The sequence below is a fragment of the Gilliamella sp. X-46 genome, assembly GCF_057063525.1.
The window spans coordinates 24,964-47,367 of the sequence record NZ_JBXSQH010000001.1 but is presented as its reverse complement, the minus strand read 5'-3'; the positions used below and the strand labels follow the sequence as shown (position 1 = coordinate 47,367).

At 37.1% G+C, this 22,404-nt stretch carries 21 protein-coding genes and 1 other annotated feature; of the genes, 11 read left to right on the top strand and 10 right to left on the bottom strand.

Going from position 1 to position 22,404, the window contains the following annotated elements; translation table 11 throughout:
* The first annotated feature begins 25 nt into the window (after positions 1–25).
* Positions 26–427 carry a DoxX family protein gene (locus ACYIAJ_RS00210; protein WP_483564136.1) on the top strand — a complete coding sequence of 134 codons (402 nt, stop codon included), beginning with the start codon at positions 26–28 and terminating at the stop codon, positions 425–427.
* Positions 428–617: 190 nt separating this feature from the next.
* On the opposite strand, the gene ACYIAJ_RS00205 is transcribed toward ACYIAJ_RS00210, so the two are convergent.
* On the bottom strand, positions 618–1,775 hold the full coding sequence (locus ACYIAJ_RS00205) for a hypothetical protein (protein ID WP_483564135.1): 1,158 nt from the start codon (positions 1,773–1,775) through the stop codon (positions 618–620).
* Between the two features lie 263 nt (positions 1,776–2,038).
* Positions 2,039–2,163 (top strand) — a sequence feature (His leader region).
* A 38-nt stretch (positions 2,164–2,201) separates the two neighbouring features.
* On the opposite strand from ACYIAJ_RS00205, the gene hisG reads away from it, so the two are divergent.
* Genes hisG through hisIE form a run of 8 tightly spaced genes read left to right on the top strand, consistent with a single transcriptional unit; the run spans position 2,202 to position 9,272 of the window.
* Positions 2,202–3,101, top strand: a complete 900-nt coding sequence (gene hisG / locus ACYIAJ_RS00200; protein WP_174797174.1) for an ATP phosphoribosyltransferase — start codon at positions 2,202–2,204, stop codon at positions 3,099–3,101.
* A gap of 4 nt (positions 3,102–3,105) precedes the next feature.
* Positions 3,106–4,401 carry a histidinol dehydrogenase gene (gene hisD, locus ACYIAJ_RS00195; RefSeq protein ID WP_483564134.1) on the top strand — a complete coding sequence of 432 codons (1,296 nt, stop codon included), beginning with the start codon at positions 3,106–3,108 and terminating at the stop codon, positions 4,399–4,401.
* A gap of 15 nt (positions 4,402–4,416) precedes the next feature.
* The gene (gene hisC / locus ACYIAJ_RS00190) at positions 4,417–5,475 is read left to right on the top strand and encodes a histidinol-phosphate transaminase (protein ID WP_483564133.1); all 1,059 of its coding nucleotides are present in this window, start codon (positions 4,417–4,419) and stop codon (positions 5,473–5,475) included.
* A gap of 8 nt (positions 5,476–5,483) precedes the next feature.
* Positions 5,484–6,551, top strand: a complete 1,068-nt coding sequence (gene hisB / locus ACYIAJ_RS00185) for a bifunctional histidinol-phosphatase/imidazoleglycerol-phosphate dehydratase HisB (RefSeq protein WP_483558349.1) — start codon at positions 5,484–5,486, stop codon at positions 6,549–6,551.
* On the top strand, positions 6,552–7,139 hold the full coding sequence (gene hisH, locus ACYIAJ_RS00180; RefSeq protein ID WP_483564132.1) for an imidazole glycerol phosphate synthase subunit HisH: 588 nt from the start codon (positions 6,552–6,554) through the stop codon (positions 7,137–7,139).
* Between the two features lie 17 nt (positions 7,140–7,156).
* Positions 7,157–7,894 carry a 1-(5-phosphoribosyl)-5-[(5-phosphoribosylamino)methylideneamino]imidazole-4-carboxamide isomerase gene (gene hisA / locus ACYIAJ_RS00175; protein ID WP_483558420.1) on the top strand — a complete coding sequence of 246 codons (738 nt, stop codon included), beginning with the start codon at positions 7,157–7,159 and terminating at the stop codon, positions 7,892–7,894.
* Positions 7,876–8,652 carry an imidazole glycerol phosphate synthase subunit HisF gene (hisF, locus tag ACYIAJ_RS00170; protein ID WP_483564131.1) on the top strand — a complete coding sequence of 259 codons (777 nt, stop codon included), beginning with the start codon at positions 7,876–7,878 and terminating at the stop codon, positions 8,650–8,652. The genes hisA and hisF overlap by 19 nt, the downstream gene beginning before the upstream one ends.
* A complete protein-coding gene (gene hisIE, locus ACYIAJ_RS00165) occupies positions 8,646–9,272 on the top strand; it encodes a bifunctional phosphoribosyl-AMP cyclohydrolase/phosphoribosyl-ATP diphosphatase HisIE (RefSeq protein ID WP_483564130.1) in 627 nt (208 codons plus the stop codon). The genes hisF and hisIE overlap by 7 nt, the downstream gene beginning before the upstream one ends.
* Positions 9,273–9,345: 73 nt before the next feature.
* On the opposite strand, the gene cysB is transcribed toward hisIE, so the two are convergent.
* The 3 genes from cysB to matP all read right to left on the bottom strand — a co-directional run bounded on the left by cysB (position 9,346) and on the right by matP (position 13,592).
* Positions 9,346–10,317, bottom strand: a complete 972-nt coding sequence (gene cysB / locus ACYIAJ_RS00160) for an HTH-type transcriptional regulator CysB (protein WP_483558355.1) — start codon at positions 10,315–10,317, stop codon at positions 9,346–9,348.
* Between the two features lie 172 nt (positions 10,318–10,489).
* Positions 10,490–13,099 carry a type I DNA topoisomerase gene (gene topA / locus ACYIAJ_RS00155; protein WP_483564129.1) on the bottom strand — a complete coding sequence of 870 codons (2,610 nt, stop codon included), beginning with the start codon at positions 13,097–13,099 and terminating at the stop codon, positions 10,490–10,492.
* A gap of 28 nt (positions 13,100–13,127) precedes the next feature.
* Positions 13,128–13,592: a macrodomain Ter protein MatP gene (gene matP / locus ACYIAJ_RS00150; RefSeq protein ID WP_483558359.1), complete on the bottom strand. Its 465-nt coding sequence runs from the start codon at positions 13,590–13,592 to the stop codon at positions 13,128–13,130.
* A gap of 149 nt (positions 13,593–13,741) precedes the next feature.
* Here matP and ACYIAJ_RS00145 point away from each other — a divergent pair, with 149 nt between their 5' ends.
* Positions 13,742–15,424, top strand: a complete 1,683-nt coding sequence (locus ACYIAJ_RS00145; RefSeq protein WP_483564128.1) for an amidohydrolase — start codon at positions 13,742–13,744, stop codon at positions 15,422–15,424.
* Between the two features lie 73 nt (positions 15,425–15,497).
* Here ACYIAJ_RS00145 and ACYIAJ_RS00140 read toward each other — a convergent pair whose 3' ends face one another.
* On the bottom strand, positions 15,498–16,886 hold the full coding sequence (locus tag ACYIAJ_RS00140) for a PTS fructose transporter subunit IIC (RefSeq protein WP_483564127.1): 1,389 nt from the start codon (positions 16,884–16,886) through the stop codon (positions 15,498–15,500).
* Positions 16,879–17,313, bottom strand: coding sequence for a PTS sugar transporter subunit IIA (locus tag ACYIAJ_RS00135; protein WP_483558365.1), 435 nt, complete (start codon positions 17,311–17,313; stop codon positions 16,879–16,881). The genes ACYIAJ_RS00140 and ACYIAJ_RS00135 overlap by 8 nt, the downstream gene beginning before the upstream one ends.
* Before the next feature lie 368 nt (positions 17,314–17,681).
* On the opposite strand from ACYIAJ_RS00135, the gene ACYIAJ_RS00130 reads away from it, so the two are divergent.
* Entirely contained in the window at positions 17,682–19,043 is a 1,362-nt protein-coding gene (locus tag ACYIAJ_RS00130; RefSeq protein WP_160402484.1) for an APC family permease, read from the top strand.
* 123 nt (positions 19,044–19,166) lie between these two features.
* Here ACYIAJ_RS00130 and ACYIAJ_RS00125 read toward each other — a convergent pair whose 3' ends face one another.
* The 4 genes from ACYIAJ_RS00125 to ACYIAJ_RS00110 form a co-directional block, all read right to left on the bottom strand.
* The gene (locus ACYIAJ_RS00125) at positions 19,167–19,430 is read right to left on the bottom strand and encodes an HPr family phosphocarrier protein (protein WP_065734887.1); all 264 of its coding nucleotides are present in this window, start codon (positions 19,428–19,430) and stop codon (positions 19,167–19,169) included.
* A gap of 163 nt (positions 19,431–19,593) precedes the next feature.
* The gene (locus ACYIAJ_RS00120) at positions 19,594–20,532 is read right to left on the bottom strand and encodes a phosphatidate cytidylyltransferase (protein WP_483564126.1); all 939 of its coding nucleotides are present in this window, start codon (positions 20,530–20,532) and stop codon (positions 19,594–19,596) included.
* Positions 20,533–20,595: 63 nt separating this feature from the next.
* A complete protein-coding gene (locus ACYIAJ_RS00115; RefSeq protein WP_483564125.1) occupies positions 20,596–21,078 on the bottom strand; it encodes a hypothetical protein in 483 nt (160 codons plus the stop codon).
* Position 21,079: 1 nt separating this feature from the next.
* Positions 21,080–22,402, bottom strand: a complete 1,323-nt coding sequence (locus ACYIAJ_RS00110; protein WP_483564124.1) for a phosphatase PAP2/dual specificity phosphatase family protein — start codon at positions 22,400–22,402, stop codon at positions 21,080–21,082.
* Positions 22,403–22,404 lie beyond the last annotated feature (2 nt).

Sequence of the window (22,404 nt, the reverse complement as noted above, 5' to 3'; positions counted from 1 at the left end):
ATAATTAACTTACAGGAAAAATAAAATGAAACAATATCAAACCGATCTAGCCTCACTCATGTTACGAGTTGCATTAGGTGTCATGTTCTTGGTACACGGATTAACCAAACTACTCGTCTTTACTCCAGCAGGCACAGCACAATACTTTGAATCAATTGGCTTTCCGGGGGTTGTTGGTTATTTGACGATAGTATTTGAAATTGGCGGCGGCTTATTATTGCTTTTAGGCATCTTAACCCGCATTGTTAGTTCATTAACCGTAATTCAAATGGTTGTCATTGCTTTTATTCACTCGGTGAATGGCTGGTCATTTAGTAATGCTGGTGGCGGTTGGGAGTATCCTGCTTTTATGGCGCTAACAGCACTCAGTTTAGCATTGTTGGGAAGCGGTCGGTTTAGTGTGTTATCTAAAAATAGAGAATATTAGTAGGTAAAACTAGCGTTTTTTGGCTAAAAACAACTAAACAAAAACTTTAATAAAATCAATGCCTTTTCTGACCGATTTTTGAATGAAAATAAAGACTTTTTTGTTTGTTGTGGTCATAGTGGATTAGATGCAGCGGTTTCGGACGTTTGTAGTTTAGTGTTCAAAATAGCGACGTCCGAAACTATTACCTTTATTGTTCTATTCGCATTTCCTCAAAAATTGATGTGACAATTTGATGGGCTTTTTGGGCTGCGGCTATTTGTTTGTCCATGTAGGTCTGACTGTAGTTTTGGGGTTGAATTGTGAATTCATCTTTTTGTGTCTCGGTTAAATCGTAGGTGTAATCAATATACGCATTTTTTTGATATAGATAGACCGCACGGCAATATTGGTTACCTTCATAATTAAGATTACAATAAAGAGTAAAAGGCTCTGTTTGTGGATGAAGCCAATTAGGATTATTTATGATTATATTATAGATTTTGTTATATTTATTTCGATCATAAGAAACATATAAAGCAACGCCATTATCAAACTCTTTGTAGTTTTTAAGCTGATGATAATCAAGTGGCGCTAAGTCGGTGTTGCCTTGTGTTAGTTGCTTGTTTAAGTCTTCGTTTAGTTTTGTTTGTAAATCTGGCCATATTCGATGACTAGGTGCCATATTGCTAGTTGCTTTGATTGTGACATCTGATAACAAGATCTCACCTTGTTTTACGTTATCGCAGTATGCTTTTTGATTCGGCGTTTCAGGATGCCTGCACATTTTTTTAAAGGAATATGACAGTTCAACAACGGGCTTCGGTTCTGTTGCTGAAAATTTGTCACAAAACTCTTTAGTTGTAACATCTGTCATATTTACCCAAAATTCATTACCCCGACTATGTTGGGGATAAAGACGATAAACCGCATCATTCGCCAGTGAAATCAAACGTCCATTTTGCTTGCATTCGCTACTTGGGCGGCTGTTCCAGTATTCAATAAGCATCGGCATTCCAAGATAAATCGGCCAAAAAAAGGTTGCCAATAAGGGGAATACAACATAAACAACGGCAAGATTTAACTTTTGTTTTATGCCTTGGTAGTGTTTTTTGTGCATTTGGCAATAACGAAGACCAACTGGAAAGAGCGCTCCAGTTAACGAAAACAAGAAAAAATGAATATCAGTTGGGGGAAAAATGTATACCAACCACGCACCCACTATAATCATAAAGCCGATTTTTACTTTTTTATTTAATTTAGTATAAACAATAATAGTAGAAAGCAGATAAACCAAATAGAAAAAGGGAAACATTAGCGCCCATAAAAAAGGGTATACTTCAATATTATGGTAATAAGGGTGTAACATGATGATTAAGCCTTTCAATATTCTATATATAATTTATTGAATATAAATAACATAAATTAAATTAGACGTCAAAATTGTGTAGCTGTACGGCTGTTTCGAAGTTGTTAAGCTAATCACGCTGACTATTTAAAATAAAAAAACTAGTTGCGAATAGACAAATTCTGTTATATTTTGTTCAGTAGCTTTAATTATCAACTCAGTTAAAGGTTTTTTATTTTTATGAATTGTTTTTGCGTTTTTATTACTAATGCTATTAGTACACATCATCATCACCATCATTCCTGAATAGTCTTCGGGCGATTGGTGCTGGAAGACATTGATCTTCCGGTGATATCGCAAAAGCAAGCAGAGAACCCTCGGAAGATCAAACTTCCGAGGGTTTTTTGTTTGTGGTTTATAAATTTTTAGATAACTTTGGAGAAAGATATGTTGGATAATTCGCGTTTACGCATTGCGATGCAAAAATCAGGTCGTTTAAGTGATGAGTCAAAAAAATTACTGGCACAATGTGGCATTAAGATTAATCTACAAGAACAACGGTTAATTGCTTTTGCCGAAAATATGCCCATCGATATCTTGCGAGTTCGAGATGATGACATTCCCGGTCTGGTGATTGATGGCGTTGTCGATATTGGGATTGTCGGCGAGAATGTATTAGAAGAAGAAGTATTAGACCGGCAAGCCGAAGGCGAAGATCCACAATTTAAAAAATTGCGCAGTTTAGATTTTGGTGGCTGTCGGTTGTCGATCGCAGCACCTCGTGATTTTGAGTATACAGGACCAGAATGTTTAAATGATTTGCGTATTGCCACCACTTATCCTCACCTGCTACGCCGTTATCTTGCACAATATAATGTTACCTTTAAAACCTGTTTGCTTAATGGTTCGGTCGAAGTTGCACCGCGCGCAGGACTTGCCGATGTGATTTGTGATTTGGTTTCAAGTGGCGCGACACTTGAAGCAAACGGTCTTAAAGAGATCGAAGTTATCTATAAATCAAAAGCCTGTTTAATCCAGCGCCAAGGCGAAATGCCACCAGTAAAACAAGAGCTGATTGATAAAATCATGACTCGAATTCAAGGTGTCATTCAAGCACGTGGATCCAAATATATTATGCTACACGCCCCAACCGCCGTTTTAGAAGATGTAGTTGCCCTGCTTCCAGGGGCAGAAAATCCAACTATTTTACCTTTAACCGGTGAACAAAATCGTGTGGCGCTACATATGGTGAGCAGTGAATCACTCTTTTGGGAAACTATGGAAAAACTAAAAGCATTAGGCGCCAGCTCAATTCTGGTCTTACCAATTGAAAAAATGATGGAGTAATAATATGAAACTCTCTTATTGGCAACAATGTACAAATGAACAACAAATAGCGCTATTAACACGCCCTGCTATCACGGCCTCTGATTCGATTAGCAAATCAGTAACAGATATTTTGGCTCAAGTTAAACAAAATGGCGATGAAGCATTAAAAACGCTTAGTAACAAGTTCGATAAAGTCCAGATCACGCAAATTAAATTAACTCAAGATCAAATTAAAGCTGCAACTTGCCGAGTTAATCCTGAATTGAAACAAGCTATGCAACTTGCTGTTTCTAATATCGAAAAATTCCACCAAGCACAAGTAAAACAAGCCATTATAGTTGAAACAATGCCGGGTATAAAATGTCAGCAAGTAACTCGCCCAATCGATTCTGTTGGTCTGTATATTCCGGGTGGTTCGGCCCCTTTATTATCAACCGTGTTAATGCTGGCAATACCAGCTAAAATTGCGGGTTGTCGTAAAGTGATTTTATGTTCGCCGCCACCGATTGCGGATGAAATATTATATGCAGCTGAACTTTGTGGCGTTACCGAGATTTATCAACTTGGTGGAGCTCAAGCGATTGCTGCTATGGCATTTGGTACTGAATCGGTGCCTAAAGTGGCTAAAATTTTTGGTCCAGGCAATGCTTACGTTACCGAAGCCAAACGCCAAGTAAGTCAACGTTTTGACGGTGCCGCCATTGATATGCCTGCGGGTCCTTCTGAGGTGCTGGTTATTGCTGATAGTTCGGCAAACCCTGATTTTATTGCTGCCGATCTGTTATCTCAAGCCGAACATGGCCCTGATTCGCAAGTGATTCTGCTTACCCCTGACGAGGTCATTGCGCAAGCAGTATCAATCGCCGTCGATAAGCAACTTGCCCAACTATCGCGCAAAGAGATTGCGGAAAAAGCCTTAAAAGAGAGTCGCTTAATTGTAACGAAAGATTTAACTCAGTGCATTAACATCAGCAATCGTTATGGTCCCGAACACTTAATTATTCAAACAGCCAATGCGGATGAATTAGTTGAACAAATCACCAGTGCTGGTTCAATATTTTTAGGCAATTGGTCGCCTGAATCAGTCGGTGATTATGCTTCTGGGACTAATCATGTACTGCCAACATATGGCTATACCGCCACATATTCTAGTCTTGGGCTGGCTGATTTTCAAAAAAGAATGACAGTACAAAAATTATCACCAGAGGGCTTAAAAGCAATTGGAAACGCAGTTGAACTTATGGCAGAAGCCGAACAACTGACCGCCCATAAACAAGCGGTTACTTTGCGCCTAGCGGCATTAAATTCAATGGGTTAAAAATAGGTGGATAACATGGATATCAATCAATTAGTCAGAAAAAATATTCAAAAACTAACGCCATATCAATCCGCCCGTCGGATTGGTGGTAATGGCGATGTGTGGCTCAATGCGAACGAATACCCCGTCGCACCACATTTCGAATTGACCGAACAAACTTTAAACCGTTACCCTGAGCCACAACCAGAAAAGGTGATTCAGCGTTATGCTCAATATGCAGGTGTACAACCCGATCAGTTAATTGTTAGCCGCGGCGCTGATGAAGCTATTGAATTATTAATGCGTGCATTTTGCGAGCCTGAAAAAGACAGCATTTTGTACTGTCCACCAACTTATGGCATGTATCAAGTGAGTGCTGAAACGTTAGGCATAAAAACCAAAACAGTCCCAACTAAAGCCGATTGGCAACTTGATCTTGAAGGTATTGAGCAGCATCTTGATAGCGTTAAACTGATTTATGTCTGTTCACCAAATAATCCAACGGGTAACTTAATTGATCCTGAGGATATTAAGGCGTTGCTCAATATTGCCAACAATCGTGCTTTAGTGGTGATTGATGAGGCTTATATTGAGTTTTCCCCTAACTCAACGGTGGTGAGTTGGCTTGCTAACTACCCTAATTTAGTGGTGTTACGTACACTATCAAAGGCATTTGCTTTAGCGGGATTACGTTGTGGTTTTACGATTGCGAATAAACCAGTAATTGATGCATTACAAAAAGTCATTGCTCCCTATCCACTCGCTACGCCCGTGTCCGATATTGCAGCACAAGCGCTTAGTAAAGATGGCATTAATGCCATGAAGTTGCATGTAATCAATTTGAACAAACAAAAAGAAAAATTTGCCAGTTCGCTAGCACAGTTATCAGTTGTTGAAAAAATTTATCCGAGTTCGTCTAACTATTTATGTGTGAAGTTTCAAGATAATAAAGACGTGTTTAATATCTTATGGAATAAAGGGATTATTTTACGCGATCAAAGTAAGTCGATTGGGGAAAATAATATGATTCGAATCACCATTGGTACTCAAGCAGAGTGCGAGGCAGTTCTTTCGGCGCTTAAAGCAATAAAATAGGAGCAAAAATGTTACAAAAATACTTATTTATTGATCGAGATGGCACATTAATTACCGAACCTCCAGTTGACTTTCAAGTTGATCGTTTTGATAAGCTGGCTTTTGAACCAAATGTCATCCCTGCGCTTCTTAAATTGCAAGCCGCTGGCTATAAATTGGTGATGGTAACCAATCAAGATGGACTGGGTACTAACAGCTATCCACAAGCAGATTTTGATGGACCACATAATCTAATGATGCAGATTTTTAAATCGCAAGGCATTAATTTTGAAGATGTGCTAATTTGCCCTCACTTTCCCGAGGATAACTGCGAATGTCGTAAACCTAAAATCCAATTAGTGTTACCTTATCTTACTAGTGGTAAATTGGACAAACAAAATAGCTATGTTATTGGTGACAGGGTCACTGATATTCAGTTGGCTGAAAATATGCAAATCAAAGGGTTACGCTATCATCCTGAACAGTTAAACTGGCTCGAAATCGCCCAGCGGTTAACCACAACAGATCGCTATGCAAAAGTTGAGCGTAATACTAAAGAAACCAAGATTTTAATAGAAGTATGGCTTGATCGCCAGGGAGGGAGTAACATCAATACAGGGATCGGTTTTTTTGATCATATGCTTGACCAAATTGCCACTCACGGCGGAATTAAACTCAATATCCAAGTCGATGGTGATTTGCATATTGATGATCACCACACCATTGAAGATACGGGACTTGCCTTGGGCGAAGCATTAAAAATAGCACTTGGTGATAAACGTGGCATTACTCGCTATGCCTCTGTGATCCCGATGGATGAATGTTTAGCAAAATGTGCAATGGATATTTCAGGCCGTCCTTATCTTAAATTTTCGGCTCATTTTTCCCACCAAAAAGTGGGCGATATGAGTACACAAATGGTTGAGCACTTTTTTTATTCAATCAGCTATGCAATGGCAATTACTTTGCATATTGAAACTGCAGGTGATAATGATCATCATAAAGTAGAAAGTCTGTTTAAGGCTTTTGCTCGTACTTTAAAACAAGCAATTAAAATTGAAAGTGATCGACTACCTAGCTCAAAAGGAGTGCTATAAATGAATATTGTCATTTTAGATACTGGTTGCGCCAATCTTTCATCGGTGAAATATGCAATAGAAAGGCTTGGTTATCAACCCATCATTAGTCTTGATCCTGATGTGGTATTGAATTCAGACAAGTTATTTTTGCCGGGTGTCGGATCGGCTTCATCTGCAATGCAAAAATTAGAAGAGCGCAATTTAATTGAACTGATAAGAGTTTGTACTCAACCAGTATTAGGGATCTGCCTTGGTATGCAACTTTTAGCCGATTATAGTAATGAAGGACATGTGCATACACTTGGTATAATTAATGAAAAAGTGATTGAAATTCCTGATTGTGGATTACCACTACCCCATATGGGCTGGAATCAGGTCTACCCAAAAGCAGGTCATCATCTATTTAGAGATATTCCTGATGGTGCTTATTTTTACTTTGTACATGGATACGCGATGCCACTATGCTCAGCAACAATAGCAGAAACCAATTACGGCGAAAACTTTACCGCAGCCGTACAAAAAGAAAACTTTTACGGCGTGCAATTTCATCCCGAGCGTTCTGGCTCAGCCGGTGCAAAATTGCTCAAAAACTTTTTGGAGATGTAACAATGGCAGTTTATCCAATGATTATCCCTGCACTTGATTTAATTGATGGTAGCGTGGTGCGATTGCATCAAGGCGATTATGAGCAAAAACGCGATTACGGCAATCATCCACTTTTGCGCCTACAAGATTATGAAAAGCAAGGTGCTAAGCTATTGCACTTAGTGGATTTAACCGGCGCCAAAGATCCTAATGCTCGTCAAATTTCGTTAATACAAACGTTGATTAATGGCGTACAAGTTCCTATCCAAGTTGGAGGCGGAATTCGCACTGAGAAAGACATACAATCATTATTATCAGCCGGTGCTGCTCGCGTGGTAATTGGGTCAACCGCCATCAAGCAACCAGAAATAGTTAAACAGTGGTTTAAAAAATACGGCGCTGAAAAATTGGTATTAGCACTGGATGTGCGCATTGATACTAAGGGCAATAAATATGTGGCGATTCATGGTTGGCAAGAAGACTCAAAACAGACATTAGAACAAGTGATTGAGGATTATCTACCTTATGGGTTGAAACATGTGCTTTGTACTGATATTTCGAAAGATGGCACTCTCAGCGGTTCGAATGTTAAGTTGTACCAAGAAATTAGTCAAAAATACCCACAAATTGCTTTTCAAGCATCTGGCGGTATAGGTCAATTGGACGATGTTAAAGCACTTGCCAATAGCGGCGTTGCAGGCGTAATTGTAGGGCGAGCTTTACTCGAAGGTAAATTTACTGTTCAGGAGGCAATTTCATGCTGGCAAAAAGGATAATTCCTTGTTTAGATGTTCGTAATGGTCAAGTGGTTAAAGGCGTGCAATTTCGAAATCACGAAATTATTGGTGATATTGTGCCTTTAGCAAAGCGCTATGCGCAAGAAGGTGCCGATGAGCTCGTTTTTTATGATATTACTGCTTCATCTGACGGCCGTGTGGTGGATAAAAGCTGGGTGGCTAAAGTTGCCGAAGTGATCGATATTCCGTTTTGTGTGGCTGGCGGTATTAAAACCGTTGAAGATGCGGGGCAAATACTCTCATTTGGCGCCGATAAAATTTCAATTAACTCCCCTGCATTAGCTAATCCCGATTTAATTAGTGAACTCGCTGAGTGCTATGGTGTGCAATGTGTGGTGGTTGGAGTGGATACTTGGTATGACAAAACATCTAATCATTATCATGTTTATCAATTTACAGGTGATGAAAAACGCACCGTTGCCACCCAATGGAATACGCTTGATTGGGTAAAAGAGGCTCAAAAACGTGGTGCCGGCGAAATTGTATTAAACATGATGAATCAAGATGGTGTACGTAATGGCTACGATCTTGATCAACTTAAAGCAGTTCGTGAGGTTTGTCATGTACCACTTATTGCTTCAGGTGGTGCTGGCACCATGGATCATTTTTTGCAAGCTTTTAAAGAAGCCAATGTTGATGGTGCATTAGCGGCCTCAGTGTTTCATAAACAAATTATCAATATTAGCGAACTTAAACAGTATTTAGCTCAGAATGGAGTAGAAATTCGATTATGTTAACTCAAAATAGCGATATAAAATTAGATTTACAGCAACTCGATTGGCAAAAAGTGAATAATTTAATACCGGTCATTATTCAGCATTATGTTTCTGGCGATGTACTAATGCTGGGTTATATGAATCAAGATGCGTTAACTCAAACACAAGCTAGCGGTAAAGTCACTTTTTATTCACGCACTAAGCGACGCCTTTGGACCAAAGGTGAAACCTCAGGCAATTTTTTAAATGTGGTGAGTATATCAGCAGATTGTGATAATGATACTTTATTAATTTTAGTCAATCCCGTAGGTCCAACCTGTCACACTGGGTCTAATAGCTGTTTTACAAAGGCGGAAACCGAGTGGGGATTTTTGTTTGAATTAGAACAGTTACTTGCAGCACGTAAAAATGCCGATCCTAAGTCGTCGTATACAGCAAAGCTGTATCATGATGGCACAAAACGAATAGCGCAAAAAGTGGGAGAAGAAGGTGTTGAAACCGCACTTGCTGCGACAGTTCATGATCGAGAAGAGTTAAAAAATGAATCTGCGGATTTGATTTATCATTTATTAGTCCTGCTTCAAGATCAGAATTTGTCATTGCAAGATGTGATTGGCATTTTAAAAGCAAGGCATAAATAATAAAAATAATCAAAGTGCGAATCATATCGCACTTTGATTTATATCTTTTTTATTATGATAAAAATAAATTAACTTAACAAACAGGCAATTTTACCCCGTTAAACATCGCTAATACTTCGGTATTGTTTTCACATAACATCAGTTTGTCTACTGTTTGCCGATCCAATTGAGGCGAAAACTTACCGATAAAATCATACATATAACCACGTAAAAATAACGAACGAGCAAAAACGATATAGGTTGTACTGTAAGGAAAGATATGTCCTGCATTAAGTACGACAAAATCATCATCGGATGTATCACTCACAGCCATTTTTGCGACAATGCCAACGCCTACTCCCAACTTAACATAGGTTTTAATTAACTCTGCATCCGTTGTACTAAAAACAATATTAGGCGACTGACGAGCTAGCAAGAAAGCTTGATTTAAATCGGAACCATCGTTAGAAAAATCATAACTAACTAACGGAAATTTTGAAAGTTCTTCAATCGAAATTAAGCTGCGTTTGGCAAGTGGGTGATCTTTCATCACAATCACTGCTTGGTTCCAGTGATAGCACGGTAACGCAATCATATCATCGCTAAGCTGTGAAATGTCGGTCACGATAGCTAATTCGGCCTGCCCTGTTTGTGCTTGAGATATGCACTGTGGTGATGATCCTTGCTCCATATGCAAAGTAATATTTGGATATTGTTGCATAAACTGCTGGATCACAACAGGCAAGGCATAACGTGCTTGAGTATAAGTTGTGGTAATTGTTAATGAGCCTTGATTTGGCTGACTAAATTCTTTGGCAATAATTTTAATATCGTTAGATTTGTTGAGGATTTCTCGAGCAAGCGCAATAATTTTTTCACCGACAGGCGTCACTTCTGAAAGGTGCTTACCCACTCGGGTAAATATCTGAACGCCAAGCTCATCTTCTAACAATTTTATTTGTTTGCTGATGCCTGGTTGAGATGTATACAGTTTTTCGGATGTTAACGATACATTGAGATCGTTATTGACGACTTCGACAATATAGCGTAATTGTTGCAATTTCATGACAAACAAAAGCTCCTTTAACTGTATGCTTTCTCCCTTTTAATCACATTTCAAAAGGGAGAATTGGTAAGGTAAGTCTTTTCACTGTCTAGCACAAACAATAATAACTATTTTTATACTAAAACATATGCTTTCCTGAAACTCTTTTTGACAAAAGTTTAGTTGCTATTACCTATTTTTTACTATTAATCCATTTGCCATCTACGTATTGCATCACCCAACCTGTCGATTTACCATTAACTTCAGAGGTAACATATTGTTGTTTGCTTTTACGGCTAAAACGAACAATGGATGGATTACCGTCAGGATCTTTACTTGGTGCTTCGGTCAAGTAAATAAACTTTTCTGGCAGGCGATCTTTAAAACGTTGTAACTCTTCAATCAACGGTGCACGAGTTTCTCTTGATTTTGGAAAATTATGTGCCGCCAAAAAGATACCCGCTGCACCATCACGCAATACAAAATGTGCATCAGATTTACTACATTGAAGTTCTGGTAAATCAACCGGATCTTCTTTAGGTGGTGCAACATCACCATTTTTTAAGATCTTACGTGTATTTTTACAATCAGGATTAGTACAGCCCATATATAAACCAAATCGCCCTGATTTTAAATGCATTTCAGATCCACATTTTTCACATTCAATAATTGGTCCTTCGTAACTTTTTACTTTAAAGTTGCCTTTTTCAATTAATGAACCATCACAAATTGGATTATTACCACATATGTGTAATTTACGTTCGTTATCAAGCAAATAACTATCCATTGCTGTATGGCATTTTGGACAGCGTTTACGTGCTCTTAATGCTTCGGTTTCGGCTGTTTCAGCTTCTTCCAAAATATTTAGAGTTTCGTGCTCCGGAATTAAATTGATGGTTTGTTTGCAACGTTCTTTAGGTGGTAACGCATAGCCTGAACAGGCTAAAAATACACCTGTACCCGCAGTTTTAATACCCATTTCACGACTACAATTAGGGCATTTAATTTCAGGCGTTAATACTAATGGATTAAGTTGCATACCACCTTTATCAGGCGCTTGTTCGGCAACTTCAAGATGCTGACTAAAATCACTGAAAAACTGGTCAAGTACTTCGCGCCATTCTTGTTTTTTATGAGCGATTTCATCCAATGCATGTTCCATACGTGCAGTAAAATCATAGCTCATCAAATCATTGAAGTTTTCGCTGAGTCTATCAGTAACAATTTCACCGATTTTTTCTGCATAAAAGCGACGATTATCTAAACGCACATAGCCGCGATCTTGAATTGTCGAAATAATGGTTGCATAAGTCGATGGGCGACCAATTTCACGCTTTTCAAGCTCTTTAACCAATGATGCTTCGTTATACCTAGCAGGTGGTTTGGTAAAGTGTTGATTTGGATTTAAGTTAATTAAATCGAGTTTGTCGTTGACTGATAACGGCGGTAATATTTTATCTTCATTGCTTTTGGCTAGTTGCGGTTGTACTTTAGTCCAACCATCAAAGCGCAATGTACGACCTTTTGCTTTTAAAGTAAAATCGCCAGATTGGATTGTAATGGTAGTTGAGTTATATTCAGCCGATGTCATTTGACATGCCACAAATTGTCGCCAAATTAATTGATATAATTTACAAGCATCAGCATCAATATCACTAATTTTTTCGGCAAGAATGGTGACATCAGATGGACGGATAGCCTCATGTGCCTCTTGAGAATTCTTTTTGCTGCTATATACATTGGCTGACGTTGGTAGATATTTATTACCAAAATTCTTACCAATATAATCACGTACCATTGTCAATGCATCCTGACTTAAATTGGTCGAATCAGTACGCATATAAGTGATGTAACCAGCTTCGTACAATCGCTGAGCTAATGTCATGGTCTTTTTAACACCAAAGCCTAAACGCGTGCTAGCGGCTTGTTGCAAAGTCGAAGTAATAAACGGTGCTGTCGGGTTACTTTTGGTTGGTTTTTGTTCAATATTTGTTACATGATATTGGTTTTTATTAAGTTCGGCTAGGGCTATATCAATTGCAACTTTATCTTTTGGTTCAAACGCTTTGTCTTTGTAATGGGTGACTTGTAATGTTAATTGTTCTTTTTGAGCAGTCGTTAAATCAGCATAAAGATCCCAATACTCTTCAGGAATAAAGGCATGGATTTCACGTTCACGCTCAACGACTAAACGCACTGCAACTGACTGCACACGACCAGCTGATAATCCACGTGCAACCTTTTTCCAAAGTAATGGCGATAACATAAAGCCCACAACCCGATCCATAAATCGACGCGCTTGTTGAGCATTGACTCGATCCATATCAAGCATTGATGGCTCATTAAAAGCGTTTTTGATCGCTGTTTTGGTGATTTCGTTAAAAACAACACGACGGTACTTACTCTCATCTCCACCAATGACATCTTTAAGATGCCAAGCAATAGCTTCTCCCTCTCTATCCAAGTCGGTTGCGAGATAGATCATATCAGCGTCTTTAGCAAGTTTTTTAAGTTCAGAAACTACCCGTTCTTTGCCCGGTAAAATCTCGTAATGTGCTTTCCAACCATTGTATGGATCAACACTCATACGATCAACTAAGGCTTGCTTTTCAGAACGTTTAACTTTTTTCTCGACTTTACTTTTTGTATCTTTTGTGGCTTTTTCAGCTCGTTGGCTGCTACCACTCACTGGCAGATCACGAATATGACCTACACTTGATTTAACCACGAAATCTTTGCCAAGATATTTATTAATCGTTTTTGCTTTGGCTGGTGATTCCACAATAACAAGGGATTTTCCCATAATTAAACCTTTTATTCTGTTGTTTGTATTATTTACTATCTAGCTTCACATCAAGAAGCGATAGTAAATCATCTTTAATTGTCGATACCTTTGTTGCATATTGTTCTTTCTGCTCGGCATCTTCAATTAGTTGCGTAATAGTTTGTGATAATGTACATCCACGACGTTTGGCTAAATTTGCTAATCGTTGCCAAACCAAAAATTCTAAATCAATGGATTTTTTTCGTGTATTTTGTTGCTCTGCATTAAAATGCCGTTTTCGTCTTGCCCGAATAGTTTGCTTCATTCGATTATCTAAGTCGGGATTTAAATGTGCTTTTATCCAATCAACAACTTTCGTTGGATTATGTTCTAATAATAGTAACTCATTGACAGCATGCTCAGCAGCGCTTTTTTCAATATAGCGAGTAATTAATTCGCCTTCTTTATGTCTTTTTACTAAATAGTGCCACTTCCAACCACATTCAAGGTTTTCTAGTTGTTGATATTTCATCGGCTCACCTTGTGACGCTGTAACTAAATAGCTTATTTGTAGCATAACCTTGGCACACAATAAAGAAAATTATTGCATTTGACAAATTTTTTATAAATCTGCTATCGTTCAGCTTTCATTTTGCTCTCTATGTTAAGGAGTCACAAATAATGGCTAAGGCTGATGTCATTTACATTAATGGTTATATTTACACTGCCGATAAACAAGACACCGTTTGTCAGGCAATTGCTGTTGCAAATGGTTATATTATTGCAACGGGGACTACGCAGCAAATAAATAATAGTCAATATGTCGATAATCATACAACTGTTTATGATTTACAAGGCAAAACCATGATGCCAGGTATCATTGATTCGCATTTGCATACTTTTTGGGGAGGTATGCAATTATCGTCATGTAATTTGAATTATCAAAGCTTAACTATTGATGATACGTTAGCTATTATACAGCAATATTTAGATAAAGATTCTATCAGTGATAATACTCATTGGTTACAAGTTCGTGGCTGGCTACGGCAAGAGGTTTTACCAATTGGCACAGATATTACGCGCTTTGATCTCGATAGACTTAATACAAAACGTCCTGTTATTTTGTTTTCAAATGATTGTCATACTTTAGTTGCCAATAGCATTGCTTTAGAGAAATTTGGTTTAGACAGAAATACCCCTGAACCAACTGATGGAAAGATTGGACGTACTGATGACGGTGAATTAAATGGCATATTAGAAGATGCCCCTGCCATGCGTGCGTTTGACAGCATTTCTAAGCTCACCGATGAACAAGCAGTCAACATTGCTAAATTATCGCAAGCAGAACTAAATAAACAAGGCGTTACTGCTGTTATGGATGCTCGAATTACCGAAACCCAAGCCGATGCATTTTTAAAACTACAACAGCAAGACCAATTATCTATTCGCTTATTTGGTGCACGTGAATTACCGCCAGATGATGTATCTTCAATAGAAGAAATTCCAACTTTATTGAACAAAGTTAAACAATTCGCTGCACGTTACGATGACAAAAACTGGCAGCCAAAGCCTGGCATTAAAATATCACATACTAAATTATTTGTAGATGGCGTAATGCAAGCACCTTTAATGACCGCTCGCTTGCTTAAACCATATAATTTAGCCGACGAAAAAGATCGTTATGGTGATCTTTATTATTCCATTGAGATGTTAGATGCGTTAATACTTGAATCCGCAAAATCTGGTTTTCATCCGCATATGCATACAGTTGGTGAAGGTGCTATCGAAGTTGTACTTGATGCCATCGAAAAAATGCGTAAGGCACTACCTAATGCCGATATTCGTCCAAGCACTGCGCATAACGAACTAAGCGCACTACACCAATTTACTAGATACAAACAATTAAATGCATGTGTAGTATTTTCATTCCAATGGGCTGGTTGTAGTTCTGCAATGGTTGAACAATATCAAACCCTATTTGGTCCAGAACGCTATAACGGTTTAGAAGCGCACGGACAATATATTGATGCAGGTGTAACATGTGCTTTTGGTAGCGATTGGCCAATTGATCCATTAAATGAATGGTACGATTTCCAAATTGCAATGACTAGACAAATCGACGCCGATCATCCTCGGTTAAACAGTGATCGCAATCTAACCGCTATTGAAGTATTACGTAGTGCCACTATTAATGCCGCATATGTATTAAAACAAGATGAATACATCGGGTCAATTGAGAAAGGTAAATTTGCTGATTTGATTATTTTAGATCGCAATCCATTTACCATCCCAGCAACAGATATGCAAAATGTCAAGGTACTAACAACGATTGTCGGCGGTCAAATAGTTTACCAGCAAGCATAGTTTAAACTTCAATTATTTTTAACACATTGCTACACCAACCATGATTGGTGTAGCATGAGTCATTATTTAGCCTCTAGTCAACTTCAGCTACTGTCTCTGTTTCTACTGCTGTTGGTTTCGTTAAATGTAAAATAGCGGCAATAATTAATGCGCCAATAAACATATCAATGACATACCACGTGGCAGCTTTGGTCACCCCACCTAACGCCACTAACCCGCCAAATGCCACCAATGATTCAATACCATTAATCATACCTAGCATACCTGCGATGGCAGTGCCAACAACAATAGCTATAATAACACGCTTTGGATCTTTAGCCGCAAAAGGGATCGCACCTTCGGTAATGCCCGCTAATGACAAAAAGAAAGCGGTAATGCCAAACTCTTTCTCTTCTTTGGTGTATTTTGAGCGTGACACAATCAATGATGACACCGCTAATCCTAATGGAGGAATAGCACAGCACATACGAAATACGCCATTTGGACCATAAACTCCCTCAGCCATTGCAGCTAAGGTAAATGCAGTTGCAGCTTTACTACATGGTCCCCCCATATCTAGCGCAGCTAATATGCCAATACCAATGCCTAAGAATGCGGCATTGACTTCAGACATACCTTTTAACGTTGCGACCATGGCTTTAACAAACCAATCAAGCGGATAAGATAAACCATAAATGTAAAGTGGCGCCATCACTAGTATAGTTACAGTTGGAATAATCATCACAGGCATAACCGAAGCTATCACTGGATGAACTTTAACTGTTTTGAACCATTTAACAAAATAACCAATTAAAATACCAAAAATCATTGCACCAATAAATCCAGTACTGACTTGGTTAGAACCAATTGGATTATTTACCACATAGCCCATAATAAATGCAGGTGCTAAAGCAGCATTACCACCAATGGAATAAGCCATATAAGCAGCGAGCACAGGCACCATCATGGCAAAGCCATATAAGGCAACTTGTTTTAAATCAATAAAGAATTGATTACTTGGCAAAATAGTATCGTTTGTTACCTCACCTGTCATTAACACAATTGAAAAAAGTATTCCCGATGCAATGATAACGGGTAAAAACTTACTAATACCCGTATTCAATGCTCTAAATATCTCTTTACCAATACTATCTTTAACCACTTTAGTCGACATAGTTTCTGCATTATTAAAAATATTGGCAGTATTTTTAACTGCTTCACCAGTACTCACTTTTATGACATTTTTATAAGGCTCAAGCCTATCGGCATTTTCAATTGAAATATCAGTCGCTAATAAAATTACATCGGCACTTTTAAAATCTTGTTCGGTTAATGAATTTTCAATACCTGCGGCACCTTGTGTTTCAACTTTGAAATCCCAGCCTCGTTTTTTTGCTTCATTTTCAATTTTTTGCTTGGCAATATAAGTATGCGCCATTCCAGCTGTACATGCACAAATTGCAACAATCTTTTTTCTACTCATATAGACCTCTAATCTTATTTGCTACAGATTCAATATCGCTTTTAAGCAAATCTTCTACAAAATCATCATTAGCTAAATTCGATGCTAATTTAGCAATAATGGATAAATGCTCTTTATTGGCATGTTCTGGAGCACCAATCATAACGATTAACTTCACTTTATTATCATTATTCCAAATGATGCCATCGCTATATTTCCCCACCACAATAAATGGCATTTTAACTGCACTACTTTTTGCATGTGGCAAGGCAATATCAGGTAGCACATCGGTTTCCATTTCTTGTTCATGCGCCATAACATCGTCAAAAAAAGTTTTTACATTGGTTAAATAAGCTTGACTAGTTTCGACCATTAAATGGATAACTGATGATTTTTGATTCACAGCATCACCGGTTAAATCAACCGGTAAAACAGGGATTGACTGCATAAATGGCTCCTCTTAATAATAATAGATTATTAACAATAACTTAATTTCCACTCTATTTGTTTTGTGGATAAAATATACAATAATTTATTTACACTGACACTTATTTTGTCTAATAAATAATAGATTTAGATCACAAATATACAAATAGAAATTTTACGGTTTAACGTAATAACCTAAATTAAATTGAGCTAAAATAACTCGTAAAGCACTTTAAAGCTTATAATTTGCTTGTTTAAGTACCTTTTTACTAAAAATTAACTTGCATAATTATCACAATATGGCAGAATTCCCTGCCGCTTTAAGCGGGTAAAAAGGCAAAACTATACTTAGTAGTTTTTTATTGTTTTTTGGGACAGAGGAGCAAAGTCATGTCCGCAATAAAAATGAAACGAGTTTTAACCACACCTGCATTAATTGCATTTGGTTTAGCTTATATGGTTCCTTTGGGGATCTTTACCACTTATGGGGAAGTAACTGTTGCCAGTAATGGACACTTACCTATAGCCTATATCATCACCCTTGCCATGATTTTTTTCACTGCATTAAGCTATTGTCGTATGGCAAATAAGTTACCTATTGCTGGTTCTGCTTATTCTTATGTACAACGTACTTTTGGTGGAAAAGTTGGATTTTTGGTGGGTTGGGCACAAATCCTTGATTACCTATTTTTACCAATATTAAATTATTTAGTTTTAGGTATTTATCTTCACGATCGATTCTGTTTTATTCCTGCTTACGTTTTTGTATTGGCGTCCCTTTTAGGGGTCAGTGTATTAAACTATCTTGGAATCAAACTAATTAATTGTGTGAACATTACTTTGAATTTATTACAAGTGGTGTTCATCATATTATTTATCATTTTAACAGTGACTAATGTTCATTTGACACCAGAAACAATGCTAAAACCATTATTAGTTGATACAAATGATTTTAGTGGATTGCTATCTGGTGCAGCAATATTATGTTTAGCTTTTTTAGGCTTTGATGCAATAGCAACACTTGCCGAAGAATCAAATGATGCACAAAAATCATTACCTAAAGCTATTATATGTACCGTATTAATTGCTGGTTGTATCTTCTTAGTTGTTTCATATTGTGCACATTTAGCCTATCCTCAGTGGACAGATTTTGTAAATAATAAAGATACAGCAAGTTTAGACGTAGTTCGTCGTGTTGGTGATATTAGTACATTGGGCGGAGAATTTATGTATAACTTCTTCCAAGCTGCTTATATAACTGGCGTTTTTGCATCGGCTATGACCGCACAAACCAGTGTATCACGGATTTTTTATGCAATGGGGCGTGAAGGAGTGCTACCTAAACAGATTTTTTATAAAATTCACCCACGCTTTAGAACACCTTATTTATCGATAATCTTTGTTGCTTGCTTTTCATTGCTGTCATTAGTACTAGATCTTAGTTTAGTGGTTTCAATGATAAGCTTTGGCGCATTAGTGGCTTTTACTTTCGTCAATTTATGTGTGATTAAAAGCTATTTAGGAAAAGGAAGCTCAAAAACAGCATCAATGCTATTTAAATATGGATTACTACCTGCAATTGGCGTGTTACTGTCATTATGGTTATGGACAAGCCTTGATGCGACAGCGATGATTGTTGGTTTAGTTTGGTTGGCAATGGGTTTTCTTTATTTACTTTATCTTACTAGAGGGTTTACACGAATGTTACCTTCGATTGATCATAAAGAACTAAATTCGATAATCAAAGACTAACGGTCTAATTAAAGAAATACGTCTACTCAAAGTATAAAGTTAACGCCTTTTTATACAATTCCGTCGACCTAAGTCGACGGAATCAAGTGTTTAAATTGATGATTAGCTAAGCTAATTTAACAATTATTCACCAAAACCAGTAGCAAATAATTCACGGATTTCGTCCATTGCGGCTTTCTCATCTTCACCATCACAAATGATTTCGACGGTTGAACCACCTTTAACTCCAGCACCAAGTAAACCCATCATGCTTTTTAATTTAATTGCTTTATCATTATAAACAAGTTCAATTGATGATTTATAACGACCAGCTAATTTAACTAGTGTTGTAACAGGGCGTGCATGCAAGCCGGTTGAATTTTTTACTACCATTTGTTCTTTTAACATAATAAAGTCCTTATCTATATCTTAACGTTAATACAATGTCTGTATTTATATCACAAATTAAACTGTTTTGCTCATTTTTTACGGTGGATTTTTATATTCATTCACATAATTTGATTTTTTTGTAATTTATTTAAACTATGGCTATTTAAATATCATGTAAATTCTATACCCAAAAAAAACGTACAACATGAAAAAAAACAGGAGCAGTAAAACAGATAGAGTCTAGACGATCAAGCACTCCACCATGACCGCCGATTAGATTTCCCCAATCTTTTATTCCTCTATCACGTTTGACGGCTGACATAACTAAGCCTCCCAAAAAACCTAGTAAGGTTAGCATAAGTGAAATTAACCCAGCTTGAAAAAAACTAAACGGTGTTATCCAAAATAAGCAAGCGCCAACAAAGCTTGCTGTTAATGTGCCACCAAGAAAACCTTCAACCGTTTTTGATGGTGATAAATTTGGGCTAATTTTATGTTTGCCGAATAATTTCCCAAACACATATTGCAACACGTCTGAAAGTTCAACAACCAATACTAAAAAAGCAATCAAAAGAAGGTTACGATCTTGATAATGGTCGATTGGTAATGTTAATAGTGCCGGTACGCAAGAAATGCTATAAACTGTAATCATTAGTCCCCACTGCACTTCAGCCGTTCGTGCTAAAAAATTATTGGTTGAACCAGTTATTGCTGCCAAAATGGCTAATAATAAAAAACCATAAATAGGAATAAAAATACTAAACAATCCATACCATGACATAGCCACAAAAATAAATTGCAAAGGTAAAGCAATAAAATAAGCAAATATCAGTGCATAAAAATCATAACGATTAGCTGGCGTTAAACTTAAAAACTCTCGAAGCGCAATACCAGAAGCCACAAAAAATAGAAAAATTACAGCTAATTTACCTAACAAAAAAGCGATACCAATAATTACGACCATTATCCACCATGCTTTAATGCGAGTATTGAGATTATTAATAACACTATTTGGGCTTTTCACGTATCGTTTCAACAACAAACCAATTATTGATGCGATAATCAATAACACACCAATACCAACAAATAACAATAAAGTATCGCGTTGATAATTAGACATCCATTTTCTCCTTATTGTGTGTTTATCGCTGACTTAAATTTATAATTTTTAGCGTTGAATTTTCTAGTTAAAATGAATAATGCCACTCATTAATATTCCGATTAACAGCAATATCTGTAAAACAAGCCAGATAACTTGTTTTTTAAATAGCTTTATTGTCCCCTTTTGACGCTCATTAATCGAGCGTACTGGTAGTTGGCGTGATTTGATCAAATTAAATTGTAGTAATGCATCATCCAACTCAATAAGTGTGTTAGGTAACCGATCAATATTAATAACTAAATAATCAAACAGTTTTTTATCAAATTCGATTCGCAAGGCATAATATTTGCTTATTAATCCAAGCAAAAAAGCTACAAGACAACAAATCGTAAACAAAAAAGAGCCTATCCACCAACTTGCCATCATCCCAAAACATAATGCAATTATAGTGAGTAATAGCGACAAACCATTCAATTGTTGACTTATAGCTAGCAAACTACAAAATGTTACTAGTGTAGTTTGATTGGCAGCTTTTGTTGATTCTGTCTTATCACAACTTAACATACTAACTTCCTTTGTCTATTTGTAATAACCAATTCGATAAGATTAAACGTTGTTTATCTGAAATGACGATGGTGCTACGGCGCGCTTTTACCATAGCTATTGCTGTATCTAAACTTGGTACTCTTTTCGTCAACAATAACCAAGCAATAATAGCTGTAGCACTGCGTGAATAACCCAATGCGCAACAAACCAATAATTTTCCTTGCTGGTGATACTGCTCAATGATTTCAGCAACATCTTGGCACTGTTTAATAGTTAATGGAGTCATATCCAATACAGGAATCAGATGATAATAACCTTTAAATTGTGTTATTGGTAATTCAGCACAAAGATCAACAATCGAAATAAAGTGATTTGTCTGCAATGTATTATTGGATGGTATTCTCCCTAAATAAACATTATCACAAATTAAATCTACTGACCTATTTTTAAAGGTCCACAACCGTGAATTAATCCACATAATGATAAAATAAGGCAGATATAAAATAGTAGTAGCCAGATTAAAATGACCATTAACCTGCTTTTGAAAACCTGCGGCACCAAATAATAAGTAATTTACTGAAACCAATAAAAACGCACCTGAAAACCATAATAGCCACAATGCCCAATAATAAAAGTAAATAGCAATACAAAACGACAATAAAAACAGTAAAAAATAGATGCAACTCCAAAGATATTGTTTAGGCCGTTGGCAATTTTTTATTGGTGATAGATCATGATCAGGCCATAACCAAATACAAAAGCACCCAACCCAAACGCCTGTTGGAATGTCAAAAAAATGATGCTGCCAAGTAGTTAATACCGATATTCCAATTAATAAACACCAAATATGTAAAATATAACGCCAGCCACTACGAAAATAGTTAGCATAAAATTTCCACAAAATAACCAATAATGTAACATGAAGCGACGGAGCTTGATTAAAGGGTTTATCAAATCCCATCAAAATATCAAATAATCCTCCAAAAAATCCATCTAATGTGGGACGTTCAAAAGAAAATTTGAGCGGGAACATCAAAAAACAGATAATGCAAATAATCTGAGCGGATAAAAGTCGAAAACAGAGAATTTTAAGAGTTCGACAAGAGTACGCCAATAAAATTGCCAACCCATACATAAGATCTATCGACCAATAAGGTACGATAGTCCAAGGCCATAAAGGAATTGAACGCTCCCATCCAAAAACAATATGCCCTACATCACTACGTGTAGCTGTAAACCAATTGACAAAATTATAGCTAGTAAAAAAGAAAATAGTTAAGCTAACTAACCATACCAACTTATAAATAGTTAGCTTATCAAATCGTCGTTTTACTATATCCATGA

Excerpts from the sequence above, each read along its gene's own strand:
- ACYIAJ_RS00205 (WP_483564135.1), bottom strand. The coding sequence starts at position 1,775 with ATGTTACACCCTTATTACCATAATATTGAAGTATACCCTTTTTTATGG.
- hisG (WP_174797174.1), top strand. The coding sequence starts at position 2,202 with ATGTTGGATAATTCGCGTTTACGCATTGCGATGCAAAAATCAGGTCGT.
- ACYIAJ_RS00125 (WP_065734887.1), bottom strand. The coding sequence starts at position 19,430 with ATGTTAAAAGAACAAATGGTAGTAAAAAATTCAACCGGCTTGCATGCA.
- topA (WP_483564129.1), bottom strand. The coding sequence starts at position 13,099 with ATGGGAAAATCCCTTGTTATTGTGGAATCACCAGCCAAAGCAAAAACG.
- ACYIAJ_RS00210 (WP_483564136.1), top strand. The coding sequence starts at position 26 with ATGAAACAATATCAAACCGATCTAGCCTCACTCATGTTACGAGTTGCA.
- matP (WP_483558359.1), bottom strand. The coding sequence starts at position 13,592 with ATGAAATATCAACAACTAGAAAACCTTGAATGTGGTTGGAAGTGGCAC.
- ACYIAJ_RS00115 (WP_483564125.1), bottom strand. The coding sequence starts at position 21,078 with ATGTTAAGTTGTGATAAGACAGAATCAACAAAAGCTGCCAATCAAACT.
- ACYIAJ_RS00120 (WP_483564126.1), bottom strand. The coding sequence starts at position 20,532 with ATGTCTAATTATCAACGCGATACTTTATTGTTATTTGTTGGTATTGGT.
- ACYIAJ_RS00130 (WP_160402484.1), top strand. The coding sequence starts at position 17,682 with ATGTCCGCAATAAAAATGAAACGAGTTTTAACCACACCTGCATTAATT.
- hisF (WP_483564131.1), top strand. The coding sequence starts at position 7,876 with ATGCTGGCAAAAAGGATAATTCCTTGTTTAGATGTTCGTAATGGTCAA.
- cysB (WP_483558355.1), bottom strand. The coding sequence starts at position 10,317 with ATGAAATTGCAACAATTACGCTATATTGTCGAAGTCGTCAATAACGAT.
- hisA (WP_483558420.1), top strand. The coding sequence starts at position 7,157 with ATGATTATCCCTGCACTTGATTTAATTGATGGTAGCGTGGTGCGATTG.
- hisB (WP_483558349.1), top strand. The coding sequence starts at position 5,484 with ATGTTACAAAAATACTTATTTATTGATCGAGATGGCACATTAATTACC.
- hisH (WP_483564132.1), top strand. The coding sequence starts at position 6,552 with ATGAATATTGTCATTTTAGATACTGGTTGCGCCAATCTTTCATCGGTG.
- hisIE (WP_483564130.1), top strand. The coding sequence starts at position 8,646 with ATGTTAACTCAAAATAGCGATATAAAATTAGATTTACAGCAACTCGAT.
- ACYIAJ_RS00145 (WP_483564128.1), top strand. The coding sequence starts at position 13,742 with ATGGCTAAGGCTGATGTCATTTACATTAATGGTTATATTTACACTGCC.
- hisD (WP_483564134.1), top strand. The coding sequence starts at position 3,106 with ATGAAACTCTCTTATTGGCAACAATGTACAAATGAACAACAAATAGCG.
- ACYIAJ_RS00135 (WP_483558365.1), bottom strand. The coding sequence starts at position 17,313 with ATGCAGTCAATCCCTGTTTTACCGGTTGATTTAACCGGTGATGCTGTG.
- hisC (WP_483564133.1), top strand. The coding sequence starts at position 4,417 with ATGGATATCAATCAATTAGTCAGAAAAAATATTCAAAAACTAACGCCA.
- ACYIAJ_RS00110 (WP_483564124.1), bottom strand. The coding sequence starts at position 22,402 with ATGGATATAGTAAAACGACGATTTGATAAGCTAACTATTTATAAGTTG.
- ACYIAJ_RS00140 (WP_483564127.1), bottom strand. The coding sequence starts at position 16,886 with ATGAGTAGAAAAAAGATTGTTGCAATTTGTGCATGTACAGCTGGAATG.